Here is a 21,019-nt window from a genome sequence, read left to right as displayed (position 1 = left end):
GCTGGTTTATCCACATAAACGCATTCCGTGTTTGATGGTAAATCCGCATGACAATCAAAGCCAAAATACTGTCCCTGGTCGTCGCTTTTACCCTTTTGGCCGGCGGCATTACGTTGCTCGGGCTGAAAACCATGTCCGACTACGACCGGATTATCGCCGACTATAACCGAACGGCCAGTAACAGTTTCCGGGGCGAACGCCTGAACCGCTATCTGACCCGCGTCGCGTTGGAATTCCGCGGCATCTATATGTCTAAAAGCGAAGATGAAGCCCGCCAGGCGGCGGATCGCGTCGACGTCGCGGCGAACCAGTTGGCAAGCTTTATGACGGATTGGCGAAAAACACTGAAACCCGGCGAAATTCCCGAATTTGACAGCGTTCAGTCCAAGGCGATGAAACTCGTCAACGGGGGGCACAAGGTTGCCAACGTTACCCGTACCCAAGGCCTGAAAGCCGCCGACGCGTTCGGCAACACAGCCGGTCACGTCACCTTTCGCGAAAAAATGCAGGCGGAAATCGACGGCATGGTGGAGCGCCTGGCCATCGAACAGACGCGCAGCCACCTGGCCGTGGACCATTTCAAACAGACGCGTCAGTACCAGTTCCTGCTGATTGCTGGGTCAGGGATACTCATGATGCTGGCCGGGTCGCTGTGGATTGCTATCGGCGCCATTGCCGGGCCATTAACGCGTGTCCGTCAATCCATGATCCGCATTTCCGAAGGCGCCTACGACACCCCTATCCCCCAAGGCAATGACAGCGAGATCGGGGAGGTATGGCGCGCCCTGAGCATTCTCAGGGGCCGTGCGGTGGACGCCGAACGTCTCGCGCAGGAAAAGCTGAAAGCCGAGCAGTCGCTGCGCGAACTCGTTCTGGATTGAGCCATTGTTCCGTCGCGGCCAGCCGTAGGTCCGGTCGTGTCGGCACTTTGATGCCAGGGGACATTTTCATCGCCACCTCCCGATAAAAAAATCCCTATGGGAGTCTGTCAGGCTTCCTTTTTGTGAAACAGAAGCTTGTCGATTCTGCGCTCATCCATGTCGATGATCTCGACCTTGTAGGCGCCAATGGTGACAATCTCGCCTTCGCGCGGAAAGCGGCCCAGCTTGTGCAGGACGGCGCCCGCGACCGTGTGATACCCGGCACCCGTTTCGAAATCCTCACCTATCGCATCACCCAGTTCCACCAGATCGGCGCGCCCATCGACCAGGAAGGAGCCGTCTTCGCGCCGGACTATCATCAGGCGGTCTTCGTCGTGCGATTCATTGAAATCGCCTGCGATCATTTCCAATAGATCCGTCGGCGTCAGCACTCCCTCAAACCCGCCATATTCGTTGACCACAAACGCCATGTGCATCTTCGATTCCTTGAAGCGTTCAAGGGCTTGCAACAGGGAGGTGGTCACGGGAATGAAGATGGGTTCCTTGACAAGCGTCGCCAGGTCGAGGGCCTGCCCGCTCAACAATGCGTCCGCGACGTCGCTCTTGTGCGCAACACCAATAGGCTCTTCCACGTCTTCTCCGGCGACAACGACAAAGCGCGAATAGGGACAGGCGCGAATGCGTTCGACAACCGCTTCGGCAGCATCATCCATGGCGACGCGATATACTTCTGTCCGGGGCGTCATGGCCACGCGGACCGGCCGATCGCCCAGACGCATCACTTCGGTAATCATTATCTGTTCAGCCGGCTCGATCAGCCCCGCGCCCATGCCTTCCGCCAGCGCGGATTCAACTTCTTCCTGGGTAATCGTCTCACCGGACCTCTCCTTGATACCGAGCAGACGCAAGAGCAGACCGGTCGAAAAGGTCAGAAGGGTGACAAACGGGCCCATGGCGCTGGCCAAAAAGGACAAGGGCCGCGCCACGATGCTGGCGATAGACTCCGGAAACAACATGGCCAGGCGCTTGGGCACCAGTTCCCCAATGATCAGCGATAGATAGGTCAACAGGACCACCACCACCGCCGTGGCGATGGGATTGGAATAAGGCGCCAGCACCGGAAAGCTGTTCAACGCCTTGTCGAGCTCAGCCGCAATCGTCGCCTGGCCGTAGGCACCGGCCAGGATGCCGATCAGGGTGATGCCGATCTGGACGGCCGACAGGAAGCGATTGGGGTCACTAGAGAGTTTAAGCGCCGCAGCGGCGCCGAGATCGCCTTTATCGGCACGGCTTTGCAATTTGGCGCGACGTGATGAGACAATCGCCAATTCGGACATGGAAAAAAGGCCGTTCAGCACCACAAGGAGGAGCACGACGGCACTAGCGAAGAGTAACATTAAGGAAAAATCCGGCGAAGCCTGATGCGGCTACTCTTCAAGCGTAACGGGTAACGGCTTCCCGTACATCTGACATCTGCGTGATTATTTGGAAATGATAGCCAGTTTCAGATCGGCGGTCGGCGCATTGGCTATTTGAATGGCATACAAGCCCGGATCCAGCTTGAAATCCACGGCCTTGCGAACCGTAGTGCAGACGGGTCCATGGTTGTGGGATACGGATTTGACAATAGCGCCGTCCTTCACGACATCAATCCACGCCTTGTCATCCACGGCGATGCTGTAGGTCCCGCCCTCGGCGACCTTAAGCGACAGCAGTCCGCCAAACGTGTTGGCGATGGGCGGCTTGTCGGCCAACACAGGATAGAGGACCTGGGCAACCGGTGACAAGGTCAATGCATAGGCGTGTCCAGGGGTGACGTCGGGTGCCTTCGCCGCATCCGTGGCAGGCAACACGGTCTGCGGCGTTTTCCAGGCAAGCCAGGTCGCCGGCAGGTTATCGTCGGACGGTGCAGCACACGAAGCGGGCTTGGGCGCGTCCTGGGCATGAGCCAGTGGCGCAAAGGCAGTGATGGCGAGGACAAGGCCGAGACGTATCATGAAAACCTCCTATAGTCGCGCGGCGTGAAAGGCGATGTGGTCGTCGATGAAGCTCTGGATGAAATAGTAGCTGTGATCGTAGCCCTCATGATAGCGCAAGGTCAGTTTCTGACCTGCGGTCGCTGCCGCCTGCTCTAACAAGTCTGGCATCAATTGCTTCTCAAGGAACGGATCGGCGAGCCCCTGGTCGACCAGGATCTCGTCAAACGCCTTCCCCATACCCTTCGACAGAAGTAGCGCGGCATCATGTGCTTCCCAGATGGCGTGATCGTTACCAAGGTAGGCGGCAAACGCCTTCTGACCCCACGGGGCGCGGCTTGGCGACGATATGGGCGAAAACGCCGAAACGGATTTGTAGAGATGCGGGTGGTTCATGGCCAACGTCAAGGCGCCGTGCCCGCCCATGGAATGACCGAAAATGCCCCGCCGCTTTGGGTCGGCAGGAAAATTGGCTTCGATGGCTTCGATAAGGTCTTGAGTGACGTACGACTCCATCCTGAAATGCGGGGCCCACGGCGCCTGGGTGGCGTTGACATAAAACCCAGCCCCCTGCCCCAGATCGGCGGCGTCATCATCGGCGACCGAAGCTCCGCGCGGGCTGGTGTCTGGCGCGACAATGATCAGGCCTGCCTCGGAGGCCTTGCGATAGGCGCCGGCCTTTTCGGTGAAATTATTGGCACTGCATGTCAGACCGGATAGCCAGTAGAGCGCGGGAAACGGCGCATCCGTGCGCAGTTCTGCAACGTCCGGCACAAATACACTAGCCGACATCGGCGTACCGGTGGCGGCGCTGTCATGCTTTATGAAATAAAGAATACCGTCGTAGATACGGTGCTGAGATAGGAATTCCACTGAATACATGCCTTGCGCCCTGTTATGAAAAACAGCCTCAGATAACGCGGCCCACCGTGACTCGGCGGGCCGGAATTTTCTGTAAGATTTACGCGGACGGAAACGTAAATTTTGATAAAAAACGGTCGGTCTAGAGCATTCGTCGGCTCAGTTGAGCCGCCTCATAGCTCTCATTTTTTTGTAACGCCTCATGTTTTTCCGAAAAGCGGGGGCCACTTTTCGGCATGAGGCTCTAGAAAACGACGACGGAGCGGATGCTTTCACCCTTATGCATCAGGTCGAAAGCTTCGTTGATGCGTTCAAGAGGCAGGACATGGGTGATCATCGGATCGATCTCGATCTTGCCATCCATGTACCAGTCGATGATCTTCGGCACATCGGTGCGGCCACGCGCGCCGCCAAAGGCAGACCCTTTCCACACACGGCCGGTGACCAGCTGGAACGGCCGTGTCTTGATTTCGGTGCCGGCAGGGGCGACGCCGATGATGATGCTTTCGCCCCAGCCACGGTGACAGGCTTCGAGCGCGGTGCGCATAACCTCGACATTGCCGGTGCAGTCGAAGGTATAGTCAGCGCCGCCACCGGTCAGTTCAACCAGATGCGCCACCAGATCACCGGACACCTTTTTTGGATTAACAAAATGGGTCATGCCAAATCGACGTCCCCATTCCTCCTTGGCATCATTGACATCGACGCCGACGATCTTGTCGGCTCCGACCATTTTCAGCCCTTGAATAACGTTGAGGCCAATCCCGCCCAGGCCGAATACGACGGCGTTGGCGCCCGGTTCCACGGCTGCGGTGTTGACCACGGCCCCGACGCCGGTCGTTACGCCGCAACCGACATAGCAGGCCTTGTCGAAGGGCGCATCATCGCGGATCTTGGCCAGGGCGATTTCGGGCAGAACCGTGTGATTGGCGAAGGTTGAGCATCCCATATAGTGATAGATCGGCTGGCCCTTGTAGGAAAAACGCGTCGTCCCGTCGGGCATCACGCCCTTGCCCTGAGTACCACGAATGGCCGTGCACAGGTTGGTCTTACGCGACAGGCATGACTTACATTGGCGGCACTCGGGCGTGTAGAGCGGAATGACGTGATCGCCAGGTTTCAGCGAGGTGACGCCTTCGCCGACTTCCAGAACTATACCTGCGCCTTCGTGGCCCAGGATGGACGGGAATATGCCTTCGCTGTCGAACCCTTCCAGCGTATAGGCGTCGGTGTGGCATATGCCCGTGGCCTTTATCTCGACCAGAACTTCGCCATAGCGCGGCCCTTCCAGATCCACCTCGACAATTTCAAGCGGCTGATTGGCGGCGAAGGCGACGGCGGCGCGGGTTTTCATGCAATGCTCCTCAGATTTTCAGCGCCACTTGTGCGAAGCTTCGGAGGCTATTTCAAGCCTTGCGGCCTATTTTCCAAAAAAATGTCCGTGATTGTCCCAGCGGCGCGCACGGGCAATCACGCTATGAGAAACTCGCCCTTTACGCGAACGTCGCTCAGATTCCGTTAATAATAAACCGCTAGAACAGTGTCATGTGAATTTGCGTATCCTGGGGAGTAACATGACTATAAAATCCCGCATTCTGGCCCTTGTGGCTTGCTTTGCCCTTATGGCGTCTGCCATTACCGGCCTGGGCCTGGTGACCATTAACGACTACAACAACATGCTACAGTCTGTTGATAAGGCTCAGGATAACGCCTATCTGGGCGAACATCTGAATCGGCTGGTAACGGCGGTCGTCAGTGAATCGCGCGGCGTCTATATGTCCAAGGATACAACCGAGGCGTCAAAATTCGCTGATGGCGTGGACAAGAATCTCGATGAGATGCAAGCCATGATCAAGGACTGGAAAGCGGATCTGGCGCCGAACGAGCTGCCGGAATTCGCCGACGTCGAAAGCAAGGCTAGTGAGTTCATCAGCCTGCGCCGCGATCTGGCCAAGCTTGGCCGCGATACGTCGCCCCAGGCGGCCAGCGCCCTCGGCAACAATGATGTCAACCGCGCCAACCGTAAAAGCTTCCAGGCCTCGATTGACACCATGGTCAAACATATTCATTCGAACCTGGAACTCAGCCAAGCCGACATGACCAAGTACAAACACACGCGTGTTTGGCAATTCCTCATGATCGCCGCCGCCGGCACGATTCTGCTCATCGTCGCATCCCTGTGGGTCGCCGTCAAATCAATCTCCCGCCCGCTCAATCACGTGACCCAAAGCGTCATGCGGATTTCGGAAGGCGCTTATGACACCACCGTTCCCGAAGCCAAGGGCAAGGACGAAGTCTCTTCGCTCTGGCGGTCGATTCGCACTCTGCGTGACCGCGCGCTGGAAGGTGAAACGCTCAAGGCGCACCAGCAGGAAGAAGAAATGCGCATTGCCGAGAATATGCGCGACGAACGCAACCGCATCGCCTCGGAATTCGAAACCAGCATGGGTGAGCTGGCCAAACGCTTCGCTGTTTCGTCGCGCACCGTCGCCGACTCGGCCAAGAGCCTGACCCACAATGCCGACGAAGCATCGGCCCGCGTCCATTCCGTCAATATCGCCGCCGTCGATGCCGCCAATAATGTGCAGAACGTGGCCGCGGCCACCGAAGAACTGTCGGCCAGCGTCAACGAAATCAACGAACAGGTGGCCCGTACCTCCCAGGTCACACAACTGGCCGTCGATGAAGCCGCCAAAACCGAAGCGGCTATCCGTACCCTGTCGGCCTCCGCCGCTCAAATCGGCGAGGTAATCAACCTGATCCAGGCCATCGCAGCCCAAACCAACCTGCTGGCCCTCAATGCCACGATCGAATCCGCCCGCGCTGGTGAAGCCGGCAAGGGCTTCGCCGTCGTTGCCTCCGAGGTCAAGCAACTGGCGCAGCAAACGGCCCAGGCCACCGACGAAATCCGCTCCAAGATCGGCGAAATCCAGTCGGCGACCAATACGACGGTCGACAGCATCGACACCATCGTCAAGACGATCGAACAGATTGGCGGCCTGACCACGGCCATCGCTGCTTCGGTCGAACAACAAGGCGCCGCCACCCAGGAAATCGCTTCCAATACCAATCGCGCCGCAAACGGCACTCGCGAGGTCACAGGACACATGTCGGGTGTGGGTGACGCCGCTGCCCAGACAGGTGAAGCCGCTCAGGCCCTGCTTGGCCTGTCTTCCGACCTGGAACACAGGTCCGAAGATCTTCAGCATGAAGTCATGGCCTTTGTCGGACGCCTACGCGCCGCGTAAAAAAAGACCAGACGCCTATGAAAACGCCGTTCTCGACATTTCGAGGACGGCGTTTTTGTGTCATACAAGTCCGATGCGAAACTGCCCCAACCTACCGGTTGGCCGGTGTAGAGACGGAATTCAGCGATGGCCACCTTTCGAACCCGCGTCGACAAACCTGAAGACCGTATGGTTACAGGCATTGTCGTTCCGCCGGAAATTATAGAGAACCTGGGCCAAGGCAAGCGCCCGCCGGTCAAGGTGACGATCAACGGGTATACTTACCGTACAACCGTCGGCGTCATGGGCGGCCGCTTCATGGTGCCACTAAGCGTCGAAAATCGCATTCCCGCCGGAGTCGAAGCCGGAGATGAAGTGGATATAGACATCATCCTCGACACCGAACCCCGTACGGTTGATGTGCCGCCCGACCTGGCTACGGCCCTCGATGACGCCGGCAAGCGCGCGGCGTTCGACAAACTGGCCTACACCCATCGCAAGGAACATGTCCGCACCATAAACGATGCCAAAACTGCCGAAACCCGGACGCGCCGGATTGCAAAGATCGTGACCGGGCTCAGCAGCTAGGTTGGTGCAACGGCTTAGGCTTTCGGCGCGTTGGCGAACAGATCCTTCAACCCCCTCGGCTGGCAGCGCCAATATTGCGGCGGGGCATCAGCGTGACCTCCCAATTCTGCCGCGGCGTGCCAAGGCCAGCGTGGATCGTAGAGGATGGCCCGCGCCAGAGCCACGCAATCGGCCTGACCACTGGCCACAATATCTTCGGCCTGGCGAGGCTCCGTGATCAGGCCGACGGCGAAGGTGGTAACACCCGTTTCCTTGATGGCTTCCGCGAAGGGGACCTGATAGCCGGGCGTAAGCGGGATTTTCTGCGCCGCCGACAGACCACCCGAAGAGGCATCAATCCAATCGACGCCCCGTGCCTTCAGTTCGCGCGCCAGGACGACTGTCTGTTCGATGTCCCAGCCGCCTTCGACCCAGTCGCTGGCCGAAACGCGGACGCCGACAGGTTTATCCGCCGGGAAGGCCGCACGGACGGCTTCGAAGACTTCCAGTGGAAACCGCAGGCGGTTTTTGAGAGAGCCGCCATAGGCATCGGTCCGCCGATTGCTGAGTGGCGACAGGAATTCATGCAGAAGGTAGCCATGGGCGGCGTGCACCTCAATCCCATCGAGACCGAGCCGGGCCGCACGTTCCGCCGCCATGACGAAGGCCGCCTTGATCCGCGCCAGGCCGGCATCGTCCAACGCGATCGGCGCCGCATCGCCGTCGTGAAACGCGACGGCAGACGGAGCATGGGTCCGCCATCCACCGGGCTGATCCGGCGCAATCTGGGCGCCGCCCTCCCATGGCACGCGGCTAGACGCCTTGCGACCGGCGTGAGCCAGTTGCATAACGACCGGGATGTCGGAATAGCGACGTATCGCCGCCAAAACCGGAACCAGCGCCTGTTCGGTCGCGTCATCCCAAAGCCCCAGGTCAGCGGGCGTGATACGGCCATCAGGCTCGACCGCTGTGGCTTCAAGGATAAGCATACCCGCGCCCGACAAGGCCAGATGCCCCAGGTGGATCATATGCCAATCCGTGGCACGACCATTGTCGGCCGAATACTGGCACATGGGCGATATGACGATGCGGTTTTTCAGAGATAGGCCGCGCAAGGCCAGAGGCGAAAACAGAGCCGACATGGGAGGTCCTTTCGTTGTCGACAGAATGTAGGGCCGCACGGGTCCTACCGCCAGCGTCACTTAGGATTTATCGACGTTTGCCTTGATTAAACCGTCATTAGTATCTGATATGGCGATGCTGTAAGGGGGAATTTCATGACTATAGACCGCCGCCGTTTCCTGCTGTCCGGTGTTCTGGCGGCGACCCTGGGCAGCCTGCCCGCCTCGATCGCCCGAGCACTCGATATACCGGCCAAGTCCACCACCGGCACCATCCAGGATGTCGAACATGTCGTTATCCTGACCCAGGAAAACCGGTCCTTCGATCATTATTTCGGCACCCTGTCCGGTGTGCGCGGCTTTTCCGACCGCTTTCCGATTCCCACCCGCAAGGGCGCCGTCTGGTCCCAGCCGGACGAAGCGGATGCCGCGCGTCTGATCGCCCCTTTTCCACTCAATACGGTTCAGACCTTCAAAAACATGCGCCTGGAAGGCACGCCGCACACGTTTCCCGACGCACAGGCCGCCTGGGACAATGGTCGCATGAGCCGTTGGCCCGACGCCAAGCACAATCACAGCCTGGGCTATTTCACGCGGGCGGACATCCCGTTCCAGTTCGCCCTGGCCGAAGCCTTCACGATCTGCGACGCCTATCATTGCGCCTTGCACGCCGGCACCAATCCGAACCGCCTCTTCATATGGACAGGCACCAATGATCCGGCCGGCGAACATCATGGCCCCGTCATAGACAATAGTTATGACAGCCTGAAATCCGATCCCGCCGGCCATGGCGGCTATACCTGGGTCACCTATCCCGAACGCCTGACCGCCGCGGGGGTCAGTTGGCAGATTTACCAGGACATGGACGACAATTTCACCGACAATCCCCTGGCCGGCTTCAAGCTGTATCGCTTTGCCGACAAGGCGAAATCCGGCCCGCTAGCCGAACTGGCGCGACGGTCGCTCAGGACACGCGCACTCGATGGGCTGAAGGCTGATGTGCTGGCTGACCGGTTGCCTCAGGTATCGTGGATCATTGCGACCGCTGAGGGGTCGGAGCATCCCGGTCCGTCAAGCCCGGTCCAGGGCGCTGACTACACGGCGCAGGTGCTGGACGCCCTCACCGCCAATCCGGACGTCTGGGCGAAGACGGTCTTTCTGGTCAACTTCGACGAAAACGATGGCTTTTTCGATCATGTCCCGCCACCGGCGCCGCCCGCCCCTGGTTTCGGCGACAGCCAGATCGAGACGACAGGCGAATATCATCAGGCCGAGGGCAAGTGGCAGGGGCGTCCCTACGGGCTGGGGCCGCGCGTCCCCATGTACGTTATCTCGCCTTGGAGCAAGGGCGGCTTCGTCAACTCCCAGGTCTTCGACCACACCTCGGTGATCCGCTTCCTCGAAACCCGTTTCGGCGTTCGCGAACCGAATATCAGCCCGTGGCGGCGCGCCGTCTGCGGTGACCTGACAACCTGTTTCGACTTTGCCCATCCGAACCGCGAGGATTTTTTCAAATCCTTGCCGGAGACCCGTACGGATGCGGATCGCGCGCGCAAGCTGCTTGGTCAGCCGAAACCGAAGCCGCCCGCCCAGGTCAATATTCCGGTCCAGGAAAAGGGTACGCGCCCCGCACGTCCCCTTCTCTACCGGTTCTCGGTTCTGGCCCAGCCATCGCCGATGGGTGCGGGCCTATCCGTGGACCTGGTCAATGACAGCGCCGAGGTCGCCGTAGTCTTTCACCTCTACGATCTCAATGCACTGGAGACGCCGCCGCGCCGCTATACGGTCAAGGCGAACGGCAAGCAGACGGTCAGCTTACTGGCGCAAAACGATCGCCTGAACGTGCTGATACTGGCGCCCGATGGGTTTGCGCGTCACTTCACCGGCAGCGGCCAGGCGCCAGTGACGCTGATTGCCGGGCAGGACCTGACGTTGCGTACGTTTAGCGACAGGCCCATCACTGTCACAATCACCGACAACGCCTATGGTCGTCCGGCCCAGACTGTGCGCCTGCCCGCGCCCTCAGCCGCCGATGCGGTGAGGTTCGACCTGTCGAACAGCCGCGGCTGGTATGATGTCACGCTGTCCGGCGACGGGTTCGCGCATCGTTTCGCCGGGCGCATAGACGACGGCACGCCGCCGATAAGCGATCCGGCATTGGGTGGACCGGCGGTCATGCACCTTGTCTAGGGCAGGAAAACCCGTCATTTAGAGACATGTCGAATCTGATCGCCCGCCTGAAATCACCGCTTGTCCTGATCATCGGCGGCCTGATGGTCCTGCGCCTGATCACGGCGGCGCGGGCGGGCCTGGTGCCTGACGAAAGCTATTACTGGCTGTGGGCCCAACACCCGGCGGCGGGTTATTACGACCATCCACCGATGGTCGCATGGTGGATCGCCGCCTTTACGGCGCTCAATGATGCCGCGCTTATGGTTCGCCTGCCCTTCGTCCTGAGCTTCGTGGCCTTGAGCTGGCTGATGTTCGACGCGGCGCGCGTTATGTTCAGCGACGCCGTCGCGCGCCGGACGCTGTTATGGCTCAATGCCTGCCTGCTGCTCAGCGTCGGCAGCGTCATCGCCACGCCCGATCCACCGTCTGTCCTGATGTGGGCCTGCGGCCTGTGGGCTCTGGCCCGGCTTCAGACCTCGGGACGGGGCATCTGGTGGCTGGCCTTTGGTCTGTTCGCGGGCCTGGGCGTCGAAGCCAAATATACCAACCTGTTCCTGGGGCTGGGCGTACTGGCCTGGTTTGCGCTGGACAAGCCTGCGCGCCGCTGGCTGCTGACGCCGTGGCCATGGCTGGGCGCGGCCATTGCCGGAGCAGCCATGGCGCCGAACCTGATATGGAATGCCCAACACGACTGGCTGACCTTCACCAAGCAGTTCGGCCGCATAGAGGCCGGTCACCTCACCGCCAAATACCTGATAGAATTCCTCATTTCGCAACCGCTGTTGCTCAATCCCTTCATTGCCGCCTTTGTCGGACTGGGTGTTGCGACCTGGGTCAGGACGCGCAACGATTCACGGCTGGCCCTGCTGGTCGCACTGCCCTTGCCCTTATTGGCTTACATGCTGATCCACGTGTTCCACGACCGCATCCAGGGCAATTGGCCCGCGCCGATATATCCCGGTCTGGTCCTTCTGGCCGCCGCAGCGGCAGAAGGCACGGAAAAATTACGTTGGGCACGCACATGGGCCGCGCCATTCGGCGTGGGTATAAGTGTCATGGTGCTGGCCTATCTGGCGCTTGGCCCCCAATTGCCCGGGGCCGCAGGTCTCAGCCAGGGCTGGAATGCGGTCTCACAGTCCGTCGCCGCGCGGCAGGCCGAAACCGGTGCCGGCTGGATCGCGACGACGGATTACAATACGCAAGGTGAACTCAGCTACCACCTGCCCGAACGCCCGGTTGTCGGCATGGCAGAACGCGATCGCTATCAATGGCCGGCCCCCGCCAACCTGACGCGCCAACGCGCCCTGATCGTTACCGCCGCTGGCGACACCCCCGATCTCGCCCGCTGTTTTTCTGATCTTAAAGACCTGGGGGCCGTGTCCAGATTGAAAAAGCCCGGCAAGAAGTCGGATTTCCAACTTCATACTGGGCTTTTGAAATCACCTGAGTGCGAAACAGACTAAGTCCCAGACTAAGCGAGTGTCGCGTCCAGGGTAATCGGCACGGACGACAGCGCCTTGGATATCGGACAATTGGCCTTCGCGCCGGCGGCAATCTGGTCGAACTGGTCCTTGGAAATACCGGGAATTTTGGCGTTCAGCTTCAAGGTAATGCCCGAGATCGCAAAACCGCCGTCGGCCGGTTCCAGCTTCACGGCCGCCTCGGTGTCGATGCTGTCGGCGGTGAAACCGGCAGCGGCCAAGGCAAACGCCAGGGCCATGGAGAAGCAACCGGAATGGGCGGCCGCAATCAGTTCTTCCGGATTGGTGCCGGCCTGACCATCGGCATTTTCAAAGCGCAGCTTGAAGCTATAGGGTTGGCTATTCAGAACTTTGCTCTGGGTGGTCAGTGTGCCTTCGCCCTGTTGACCATTGCCTGCCCAATGGGCTTGTGCTGTACGGATCATCAATAAACTCCCTCTGCTGGTTACGTGCGCAGACGTTACCCCCGGAACGACGACAACTCAATGAAGGCTGGTTTCAACACTGTAACTGCGCAAGCCAACATGTAAAAAGAGCCCTCCGGCCGGGGGAAACCGGAGGGCTCATGACAAGACCAAGCAGGGCCTAGGGGGAAGCTATTGCTTGATCTTGGATATCTTCGTGCCTTCGATCGACACACCGGCCATCAGGCCTTTCTGGTCGAAGATAAAGGCATAGGCATCATCTTTGAGAGTAGATGTGGACAGGTTGCGCGCCACACCTTCATCGACCACGACCACTGTCGGACCGACGCCGATTTCGAGACCGGACGAGTCATGCAGGTATTTAACGGCGCTATCAGACATAAGGAAGACAGCATATCCGTAGGACTGCGCGCCGGCCTGAAGGCCCCAAGAGCCGGAGAAGGAATTGTAATAATCCGCGACGCCGCCATTCTGAAGCAGCTCGCCTTCGCCATACGAGCCACCAAAGACCAGGCCCGCCTTGACAATGCTCGGGAAGATCAAGATTGCCTTGGCACGACCACCGATCAACTTGGCAGTGGGATTACCCGCATAAAGCTTGTTTAGCGCGGCAGTCGCGTCGTTATTGATGTCGGCCTTCGTCGCGGCTTCGGCCACTTGCGGCACAAGGGCCGGAATGACGGCTGTGGTCGTCAGAGCCAGGGCAAGCGCGAGGCCATTGCTTTTCAGCCAGGAAAATTTGAACATCGGAGAAATCCTCAGATTGGTGTGGCCTTTTTCTAGTCGCACCACCCGTTGCCGCGCCATGCGGCAGGATATTTCAAAAAATCAGGAAGCTGTAAGCCCTACGTCTTTGCCAAGTTGTGGTGAGATTGCCTCATCTCAGCGTGGGCGACGAGCCTGTGCGGCCTCTGAGCGCACCAGATGAGTTGATCAGCTTATGTGGTATATGGTGACCTGTTGATACCGGTTGGCTTTACGGGCACTATGGCAAAAAAGGGAGCCCGATGCGTTACCTTACCCATCTCGCCGCCTGCGCCGCCTTATTGGCTGCCATAGGCGTACCGGCCGTAGCAGAAGACTGGCGGCCGCTCCCGGTGCCTACGAGCGACAACGGCGCCATGATATTGACCGGGCCCATGCGTGGCTTTTATGGCTGGCACGGCGGCATCATTCCCCTGCCCCAGACGCCAACCGAGGGCTACACACGCTTTGCCTGGGCCGACCTTGAGCCCCGTGAGGACACCTATGATTTCGGCCCGATAGAGCGAATGCTGGCCGGCCTGAAACCGGGCCAACGTCTCGCCTTCGGTGTCCTCTCGGTCGACACCTGTTGCAGCGCCCATCAAGGGCTGGACCTGCCGGGGTATCTGTTGTCGTATATGCCGAAAGCCTTCTGGATGAAGGCTGATCCCGGCAATTATGGCCATGTCGAAAACGTCTACGTGCCAGACTGGAATAGTCCGTATTTCCTGGATCGCTATCGCAAACTCTTCGTGGCGCTTGGCAAGCGCTATAATGGTGATCCCCGCATTGCCTGGGTCGATATCCGCGGCTATGGCAATTGGGGCGAAGGCCATCTGGCGGGCGCCAATGCCTATCACTGGACGCAATTTCCCTATGACGATCCGGCGGTAAACCGCAATGGCGCCGAACGTGGTACGCTGGACACGCGCTTCGCCATGGCCGACGCCATCATAGACGCCTTTCCCGATACGCAATTGCTGGCTATGACTGACGACAAGCCGGTTCTGGTCCATGCCTTGAAACGGTCGCCGCGAATAGGCATGAGACGTGACAGTTGGGGCGCCCGGATGTTCGGTGATAGCCTATTGGGGGACCTGACCGGCGCCGACGCGCAACTGGTGCTGAATCGCTGGCGGACGGCCCCTTTCATCGTCGAATCCTACGGCTGGGAAAAGGTCTTCGAGGTGGGACTGGATGGCATCGTCAAACAGGTAGAGGATTATCACCTGAGCGCCATCGGCAACGGCAATTTCAACGTCAGGCGGTGGAACGACCTTGCCGCCGACAAACAGGCAGCCCTGCTGCGGTCCGGGACCCGAGCCGGTTACAGGTACATGCCGGTAGCGGTCAGTTATCGCACCGACCCGCAGGTAAGCTGCGGACTGGCTCTGCGGATCGATTGGCGTAACGACGGGGTGGCACCATCCTATGAAGCCTGGCGCGTTCACGTCTGGCTCACCGGCGCAGGTGCGACATGGGACGGGCGGGCGACAAGCGACCTGCCGCCGATTCAGCCAGATGCTCAGCAAAACACCTTACAGTGTTTCGACGCACCGAAGCTGCCGGCGGGACAGTATCACCTATCGATTACGGTTTCGGCCACCGTGGACGACCGCCGGACCATGCCTCTGCCGCTGGTATCGGAAGCCGGCCACTACGTCTTGGGGACGATTACCGTACCCGATCGGTGACCCTGGTGCTCTATTTTTGCTCTATAATTCAGCAATTAAAACGGCGCTTGCGACTGAAATTCCAGTGCCGCCCCCGTCCGGGGATGAGGCAGGGCGAGTGATTGCGCGTGCAGCAGCAGGCGATCGCTCATCGCCTGCGCATCCGGTGGTGCATAAAAGACATCGCCTATGATTGGATGACCGATTGCCATCATGTGGACGCGCAATTGGTGGGACCGGCCGGTGATCGGCTCCAGGTCTACCCGGCTGGTCCCGTCGCCCTGTGCAACTGCACGATAGCGGGTCAGGGACGGCTTTCCGATGGCACGGTCCACCATTTGGCGCGGGCGGTTCGGCCAGTCGGTAATGAGCGGCAGGTCGACCTCGCCGTCTCCCTCCAGTTGGCCCGCTACGACCGCAATATAACGCTTGGCGACTCGACGATCGGCAAAGGCTTGCGACAGGGCACGGTGCGCATCGGCACCGCGCGCAAAGACCATCAGGCCGGATGTCGCCATATCGAGACGATGCACTGTCAGGGCATCGGGATACTGAGCCTGCAGGCGCGTAACCAGGCAATCCTTGTTCTCCGGCAAGCGACCGGGCACGCTCAACAGACCGGCGGGCTTTTCGGCCACCAGTATATAATCATCGGCAAAGATGACGTTCGGCGTGTCTGAGATGGGGACGCTTTGCGGCATGACACTGCCCTACAGAAAGCGTGAACGGGATGCAATAAGGGTTTGATATGCATAGCATATACCGACCGCTTTTAAGCGTTGGGAACAAAGCGACGGGCAGCAAAGCCGTCAGGCCGCTATAAGGATCGTCCCATCCGAATGATAGGCAGGGTAAGACCATCGGACAGGGGCGCTTCGGTCGCTTCGATCGGCACATAGCCGAATGCCCTGTATAGCGGCACGCCCGTCAAGGTCGCCCCCATCTCGAAACGCCGGAAACCGGCGCGGATCGCTGCGGCTTCGCAGGCCTTGAGGATTTGCCCGCCGAGTCCGCGACGCGTCCAATCCGGGTGGACGAAAAAGGCACGGATTCGCGCCGCATCGGTTTCGGGATCCAGAACATTATCCTCTCTGCCCGCCAACGCATCGGCGCCGTACAGCGTTCGGCGATAACTCCACCCGCCGCAGGCGATGATGTCCGCCCCGTTTTCGATGACAAGATAGGTCTGGTCGCGAATCAATTGCGTGTCGACGCCGAAGACAGTGCCAAGCGCCGCGCGCCGCTGCGCGTCGGAATAGTCACCGGCCTGAAGCACCATGACCGACTGCGCGATCAATGCGGTCAAATGTGGGATATCCGGCATTTGCGCCGGGCGGAGCGTAAAGGTCATAGGTGCAATAGAAGGAGAGCAATAATGGCCGGTACAGCCTGGATGATAAGAATCGACTTCTTGACGGTCAGGCCGCCATACAGGCCGGCGACAATGACGCAGCTCAGGAAGAAAACCTTGATGTAAAACCCGTCAGCCGTCAGCAGGCTCCAGATCAGCCCGGCGGCCAGAAACCCGTTATAGAGCCCTTGATTGGCCGCCAGCTTCGCCGACTGCGCGGCGAACTCCGGCGTTAACCCAAAGGTCTTTCGGCCGAAGGGGGTCTGCCACAGAAACATTTCCAGGACGAGGAAACCGATGTGCAATCCGGCGATCACGCCGATCATGATATTGGCAACGAGATGCATATCAAAGACCTCCCCTAAAGACTTCACCTGAAGCACACGGCGGTGCTGAATATCCACAGCCACTTACCGCCCTCCCGTAAAGGTGACTATCCGCCGCGCGGCGCACCATTGCAAGGCCTTGCGCATTTTGCTCTAACTTAGGGCCACAAGGAGTCCAAGATGAGCGCCATTTACGATATTCCCCTGCGTACCCTGAGCGGTGAAGCGACGACGCTTACCCCGTATCGCGGCAAGGTTCTGCTGGCGGTTAATGTTGCCTCGAAATGCGGACTTACACCGCAATATGAGGGTCTTGAGGCGCTTTATCGCGAAAAATCAGGACAGGGGTTGGAAATACTCGGTTTTCCAGCCAACAACTTCCTCGGTCAGGAGCCGGGCAGTGATGAAGACATCGCCAACTTTTGCCAAACCACATTCGATGTGACCTTTCCGATGTTCAGCAAGGTAAGCGTGGTCGGAGACGACAAACACCCGCTATATGACATCTTTACTCAAGCCCAACCGGAGGCGATAAGCGCCGGGCCTATGCGTGAACGGCTTGTCAAGTTCGGCATACCGGTCAGTCCCGAAGGCGAAGTCCTGTGGAATTTCGAAAAATTCTTGATTAGCAAGGACGGACAGGTCGTCGGACGCTTCGCGCCAGACGTGACCGCAGATGATCCGCGACTTGTGGCCGCAATTGATCGGGAATTGGCAAAAGCGTAACGCGAGTTATGTTTGCGGCAAATAGCTGAGACCGCGGCGCGTCGCTTCGGCATTGATGCCATGCGTGAGGCCAGGAATGATATCCAGAGTGTTTCGCGCGCCTAAGGCCGTCAGTTGATCATGTGCCTTGACCGACCACGCGCTGGCGACCACCGTATCGGCGTCTCCGTGGATGAGATGAATATCGGCGTCCGGCTTGCGATATGGCGGGGTGCCAAACCGACCGGAAAACGCGACAACCCGCGCGGCCAGCCTCTCTTCCGCCTGCGTCGCCTCCAACGCCATTATCGCGCCCTGGCTGAAACCCACCAAGGTGGTATCTGCCGCGCCAGTGCCCGTTTGCGCCTGCCAAGCCTTCACGCAGTCTATGAAGCGAGGCATGGCGACGGCGATACGTTGCGAGCGGCTGTCTTCATCGATATCGCGCACCGAAAACCATTGATAACCGCTGCCCTGCCCGCTGGGTCCGAGATCGGACGGATCGGGTGAAGCGACGCTTATCACTGCCCAGTCGGGATGTGCATCGGCAATCGCGCGACCAAGTGTGACCATGTTCTGTGGAATTGCGCCGACACCGTGGAAGAGAAGCGCCAGTCCGCGCGGCGATAATGGGGTATGGACGGGAATGGAGTTCGACATAGGGCCTATATGTGGACGTATCTTGCGTCGGTCAACGCAAGGCAGGCCAAAAACAGGCTTATCGCTTCATTACGTATTCCTAGCCATTCCGGCATTTCGACGAAATGAGAAAAATCCTTACCCTTGATCTCACCTTAAAGTTTTATGGGAGTTTCCAATGGGTAAAGGTATTTTATTGTGGCTGCTGGGCGTGCCGATCCCGGTTATCATCATTCTTGCGCTTTTGTTCCGCTGATAGGGGTTAAATATGGCCTTGCCAAATCCCGCGCCGAACGACGGTCCTAATTTGGAATCGTCGGCTTCCGGTATTCACTGGACATCGATATTGGGCGGCGCCGCCGTCGCCGTCGCGATATCGCTTCTCTTACTGCCTCTGGGCGCTGCCTTGGGCTTTGCCTCGTTTTCGGTCTTCAATCTGACGAAGGCCAGTCTGATTACGTTTTCTGCTGGATGGGCCATATGGTTGGTCATCACCCAATGGATATCGTCAGGTGTCGGTGGTTACATCGCCGGTCGTCTGCGGGTGAAGTGGGCCGATACGCACAGCGACGAGGTCTTTTTCCGTGATACGGCACACGGCTTTATCGCCTGGTCCGTCGCTACGATCTTCACGATCGCGCTGGTCGCTTCGGCGGGCGCGATGACCGCCAAGACCGCTGTGGATGCGGGTGCCACCGTGGCTGCCGGTGCGGCAGCCGCAACGGCAGACGACACAGGCTATTATGCCGACAGCCTGTATCGGTCCACCACGGTGTCATCGACGGCCACGGCTGCCGATATCGGCGCCGAAACCGCGCGGATCTTGTCGCGCGACACGGTGACGGCGGACGACCGCGCCTATCTGGCGTCTCAGGTCGCCGCTCGTACCGGCCTTAGTCAGGCCGAGGCGCAGCAACGCGTCAACGCCGTACTGGCTCAAGTCGAGGCAGCCAAGCAGAAGGCGGCAGAAGCCGCAGAAGCGACGCGAAAAACCCTTGTCGGCGTCCACTTTATCCTGTTCCTGTCGCTCTTGATCGGCGCTTTTATCGCCAGCGTTTCTGCGGCTCTGGGCGGCAGGTTACGCGACAACTTCTAAGCGCGTTTGAGCCAAAACACCTAAAGAGACGAATTATAGCGCCGATCTGACCGTATCAGATCGGCGCTATAATATGTGGTGGTAAGATTTTAGGGCGGAACTGGGCTTGAGCGAATTGGCTAAGACCGTCCCAAATGGTTCGCATTGCTCCCTTATGCCGTGGACGATTTAGTTGCGAGCAGGAGAAATGCCATGCCCCACACCATGCCACTCAGCACCGCCGACAAATTGGAAAAGCTGCGCCAGGGCGCGCCTGGACGATACGAATTTCATCTCGTCCAAGGCGAGTCCTACGAAACCTTCGAAGCGTTAATGGCCGAAGCTAAGGGTCTGGCCCATCGCCACGGCGGTATATGGGAGATCGTGGACGGAACCAGCGCACGCCACGAATCCTTTATTGTCACACTTCTCCCACCGGCAACCATCGATGAAAATCGCCACATTTAACGTCAATGGTATCAATGGTCGTTTGCCTATATTGTTACGCTGGCTGGCGGAAAGGCGACCGGATGTCGTGTGCCTTCAGGAACTCAAGGCGCCTGATGAAAAATTTCCGGCGGCGGCAATAGAAAGCGCCGGCTACGGCGCGGTGTGGCATGGCCAAAAAAGCTGGAATGGTGTCGCCATTCTGGCGCGGAACGAAGTACCGGTGGAAACCCGGCGAGCGCTGGACGACGATCAGGACGATCCCCATAGCCGCTACATCGAAGCCGCCGTCAGCGGCATACTCATCGGTTGCTTATACATGCCGAATGGCAATCCAGCGCCTGGACCGAAGTTTGAGTACAAGTTGCGATGGTTCGAACGCTTCTCGCGTCATGCGACCTATCTGCTGGAAACCGGCGCCCCTGCGGTTCTCGCAGGCGACTACAATGTCATGCCTACGGATCTGGACGTCTATAAACCAGAACGCTGGGTCAACGATGCGCTTTTTCGGCCGGAAGTTCGCCAAGCCTTCCACAAATTGATAGTTCAGGGCTGGATAGATGCCCTGCGACATTTGCACCCGGAAGAGCGCATCTATACGTTCTGGGACTATTTTCGAAACGCCTACGGCCGCGACGCGGGGCTGCGCATCGACCACTTGCTACTCAGTTCCTCGTTGGCCCCTCGTCTGCGTCAGGCGCAGGTCGACCGTCACGTGCGCGGATGGGAAAAGGCAAGCGATCACGCTCCGGTATGGATAGAACTATCATCACATTGACTCGTGGTGGGGCCGAGGCACCTCGAATTCTTACACTCATCAGGCGAAGTTACCCGTCCAGAAAAAGGAACGCCCTATGAGCCAACTCACCCTTAAAGACATCGCCGAACATGTAAAACATATAGATATCTGCATGATGACCAGCAAGACATCTGACGGCGGTCTGGAGTCCCGTCCGATGAGTAACAACAAAGATGTTGAATACGACGGCGACAGCTATTTCTTCGCCAACGACACGGCATCCGCCGTGCGTGAAATCGAAAATAATCCCGAGGTAAATCTCGCCTATAGCCGCCTACCCGGCCTGCTTTCCAAGCCGTTTTTTCTATCGGTTTCCGGCAGGGCACAATTGATCCGCGATCGTGCGCTCATGGAGCAGCATTGGGTGCCCGATCTTGAAGCATGGTTCAAGGACGGCTTGGATACACCCGGTATCGTGCTCATCGCGGTTAAGGCCTATGCCTTGAAGTATTGGGACGGCAGCTTTGAGGGCGCGTTGTCTGTCTAGGCTGCCTCTCAGACGCCAACAGCCCCGCTTTTGAGGGCGGGGCTGTTGGCGTCTGCGTGATA

22 protein-coding genes are annotated in these 21,019 nt (G+C 59.0%); 11 read left to right on the top strand and 11 right to left on the bottom strand.

Features of this window, described 5'->3' with window-relative positions; all coding sequences use genetic code 11:
* Positions 1 to 47 precede the first annotated feature (47 nt).
* Positions 48 to 881 (top strand): HAMP domain-containing protein, encoded by an 834-nt coding sequence (locus tag RCJ00_RS17900; protein ID WP_316223662.1) that lies wholly within the window; start codon positions 48 to 50, stop codon positions 879 to 881.
* 107 nt (positions 882 to 988) lie between these two features.
* Here the strand turns inward: RCJ00_RS17900 and RCJ00_RS17895 are convergent, their stop codons facing one another.
* The 4 genes from RCJ00_RS17895 to RCJ00_RS17880 all read right to left on the bottom strand — a co-directional run bounded on the left by RCJ00_RS17895 (position 989) and on the right by RCJ00_RS17880 (position 5,072).
* Positions 989 to 2,278, bottom strand: coding sequence for a hemolysin family protein (locus RCJ00_RS17895; RefSeq protein ID WP_316223660.1), 1,290 nt, complete (start codon positions 2,276 to 2,278; stop codon positions 989 to 991).
* Positions 2,279 to 2,362: 84 nt separating this feature from the next.
* Positions 2,363 to 2,878, bottom strand: coding sequence for a homogentisate 1,2-dioxygenase (locus RCJ00_RS17890; protein ID WP_316223659.1), 516 nt, complete (start codon positions 2,876 to 2,878; stop codon positions 2,363 to 2,365).
* A gap of 9 nt (positions 2,879 to 2,887) precedes the next feature.
* Positions 2,888 to 3,739 carry an S-formylglutathione hydrolase gene (fghA, locus tag RCJ00_RS17885; RefSeq protein ID WP_316223657.1) on the bottom strand — a complete coding sequence of 284 codons (852 nt, stop codon included), beginning with the start codon at positions 3,737 to 3,739 and terminating at the stop codon, positions 2,888 to 2,890.
* 223 nt (positions 3,740 to 3,962) lie between these two features.
* Positions 3,963 to 5,072 carry an S-(hydroxymethyl)glutathione dehydrogenase/class III alcohol dehydrogenase gene (locus RCJ00_RS17880; protein ID WP_316223656.1) on the bottom strand — a complete coding sequence of 370 codons (1,110 nt, stop codon included), beginning with the start codon at positions 5,070 to 5,072 and terminating at the stop codon, positions 3,963 to 3,965.
* Positions 5,073 to 5,292: 220 nt separating this feature from the next.
* On the opposite strand from RCJ00_RS17880, the gene RCJ00_RS17875 reads away from it, so the two are divergent.
* Both RCJ00_RS17875 and RCJ00_RS17870 read left to right on the top strand, forming a co-directional pair.
* Positions 5,293 to 6,966 (top strand): methyl-accepting chemotaxis protein, encoded by a 1,674-nt coding sequence (locus RCJ00_RS17875; protein ID WP_316223655.1) that lies wholly within the window; start codon positions 5,293 to 5,295, stop codon positions 6,964 to 6,966.
* A gap of 126 nt (positions 6,967 to 7,092) precedes the next feature.
* On the top strand, positions 7,093 to 7,533 hold the full coding sequence (locus RCJ00_RS17870) for a YdeI/OmpD-associated family protein (protein WP_316223654.1): 441 nt from the start codon (positions 7,093 to 7,095) through the stop codon (positions 7,531 to 7,533).
* Positions 7,534 to 7,547: 14 nt separating this feature from the next.
* Here the strand turns inward: RCJ00_RS17870 and RCJ00_RS17865 are convergent, their stop codons facing one another.
* Positions 7,548 to 8,654, bottom strand: a complete 1,107-nt coding sequence (locus RCJ00_RS17865; RefSeq protein ID WP_316223653.1) for an NADH:flavin oxidoreductase/NADH oxidase — start codon at positions 8,652 to 8,654, stop codon at positions 7,548 to 7,550.
* Positions 8,655 to 8,789: 135 nt separating this feature from the next.
* Between RCJ00_RS17865 and RCJ00_RS17860 the strand changes: the two genes are divergently transcribed.
* A complete protein-coding gene (locus RCJ00_RS17860) occupies positions 8,790 to 10,823 on the top strand; it encodes a phosphocholine-specific phospholipase C (protein WP_316223652.1) in 2,034 nt (677 codons plus the stop codon).
* Positions 10,824 to 10,849: 26 nt separating this feature from the next.
* Entirely contained in the window at positions 10,850 to 12,268 is a 1,419-nt protein-coding gene (locus RCJ00_RS17855) for an ArnT family glycosyltransferase (RefSeq protein ID WP_316223651.1), read from the top strand.
* A gap of 8 nt (positions 12,269 to 12,276) precedes the next feature.
* Here RCJ00_RS17855 and RCJ00_RS17850 read toward each other — a convergent pair whose 3' ends face one another.
* Positions 12,277 to 12,711 carry an OsmC family protein gene (locus RCJ00_RS17850; RefSeq protein WP_023458205.1) on the bottom strand — a complete coding sequence of 145 codons (435 nt, stop codon included), beginning with the start codon at positions 12,709 to 12,711 and terminating at the stop codon, positions 12,277 to 12,279.
* Positions 12,712 to 12,882: 171 nt separating this feature from the next.
* Positions 12,883 to 13,458, bottom strand: coding sequence for a lipid-binding SYLF domain-containing protein (locus RCJ00_RS17845; protein ID WP_316223650.1), 576 nt, complete (start codon positions 13,456 to 13,458; stop codon positions 12,883 to 12,885).
* Between the two features lie 260 nt (positions 13,459 to 13,718).
* Here RCJ00_RS17845 and RCJ00_RS17840 point away from each other — a divergent pair, with 260 nt between their 5' ends.
* A complete protein-coding gene (locus RCJ00_RS17840) occupies positions 13,719 to 15,149 on the top strand; it encodes a DUF4832 domain-containing protein (RefSeq protein ID WP_316223649.1) in 1,431 nt (476 codons plus the stop codon).
* A gap of 35 nt (positions 15,150 to 15,184) precedes the next feature.
* Here the strand turns inward: RCJ00_RS17840 and RCJ00_RS17835 are convergent, their stop codons facing one another.
* From RCJ00_RS17835 to RCJ00_RS17825, 3 genes are all read right to left on the bottom strand, one after another.
* Positions 15,185 to 15,829 (bottom strand): pseudouridine synthase, encoded by a 645-nt coding sequence (locus tag RCJ00_RS17835; RefSeq protein WP_316223648.1) that lies wholly within the window; start codon positions 15,827 to 15,829, stop codon positions 15,185 to 15,187.
* 116 nt (positions 15,830 to 15,945) lie between these two features.
* Positions 15,946 to 16,434: a GNAT family N-acetyltransferase gene (locus RCJ00_RS17830; protein WP_316223647.1), complete on the bottom strand. Its 489-nt coding sequence runs from the start codon at positions 16,432 to 16,434 to the stop codon at positions 15,946 to 15,948.
* 41 nt (positions 16,435 to 16,475) lie between these two features.
* On the bottom strand, positions 16,476 to 16,889 hold the full coding sequence (locus RCJ00_RS17825; protein WP_316223646.1) for a DUF1304 domain-containing protein: 414 nt from the start codon (positions 16,887 to 16,889) through the stop codon (positions 16,476 to 16,478).
* Positions 16,890 to 16,985: 96 nt separating this feature from the next.
* Here RCJ00_RS17825 and RCJ00_RS17820 point away from each other — a divergent pair, with 96 nt between their 5' ends.
* Positions 16,986 to 17,531 (top strand): glutathione peroxidase, encoded by a 546-nt coding sequence (locus RCJ00_RS17820; protein WP_316223645.1) that lies wholly within the window; start codon positions 16,986 to 16,988, stop codon positions 17,529 to 17,531.
* Between the two features lie 6 nt (positions 17,532 to 17,537).
* On the opposite strand, the gene ypfH is transcribed toward RCJ00_RS17820, so the two are convergent.
* Positions 17,538 to 18,170, bottom strand: coding sequence for an esterase (gene ypfH / locus RCJ00_RS17815; protein ID WP_316223644.1), 633 nt, complete (start codon positions 18,168 to 18,170; stop codon positions 17,538 to 17,540).
* Between the two features lie 247 nt (positions 18,171 to 18,417).
* Between ypfH and RCJ00_RS17810 the strand changes: the two genes are divergently transcribed.
* The 4 genes from RCJ00_RS17810 to RCJ00_RS17795 all read left to right on the top strand — a co-directional run bounded on the left by RCJ00_RS17810 (position 18,418) and on the right by RCJ00_RS17795 (position 20,957).
* A complete protein-coding gene (locus tag RCJ00_RS17810; protein WP_316223643.1) occupies positions 18,418 to 19,245 on the top strand; it encodes a hypothetical protein in 828 nt (275 codons plus the stop codon).
* A 192-nt stretch (positions 19,246 to 19,437) separates the two neighbouring features.
* Positions 19,438 to 19,692 carry a hypothetical protein gene (locus tag RCJ00_RS17805; protein ID WP_316223642.1) on the top strand — a complete coding sequence of 85 codons (255 nt, stop codon included), beginning with the start codon at positions 19,438 to 19,440 and terminating at the stop codon, positions 19,690 to 19,692.
* Complete coding sequence (gene xth / locus RCJ00_RS17800) at positions 19,673 to 20,449, top strand: exodeoxyribonuclease III (RefSeq protein WP_316223640.1); 777 nt, start codon at positions 19,673 to 19,675, stop codon at positions 20,447 to 20,449. Before RCJ00_RS17805 ends, xth begins: the two co-directional genes overlap by 20 nt.
* Before the next feature lie 76 nt (positions 20,450 to 20,525).
* Positions 20,526 to 20,957: a pyridoxamine 5'-phosphate oxidase family protein gene (locus RCJ00_RS17795; RefSeq protein ID WP_316223639.1), complete on the top strand. Its 432-nt coding sequence runs from the start codon at positions 20,526 to 20,528 to the stop codon at positions 20,955 to 20,957.
* Positions 20,958 to 21,019: the final 62 nt, after the last annotated feature.

It is taken from the genome of Asticcacaulis aquihabitans, from assembly GCF_032490435.1.
Taxonomy (GTDB): Bacteria; Pseudomonadota; Alphaproteobacteria; order Caulobacterales; family Caulobacteraceae; genus Asticcacaulis.
This window is presented reverse-complemented; position numbering and strand designations above follow the sequence as displayed.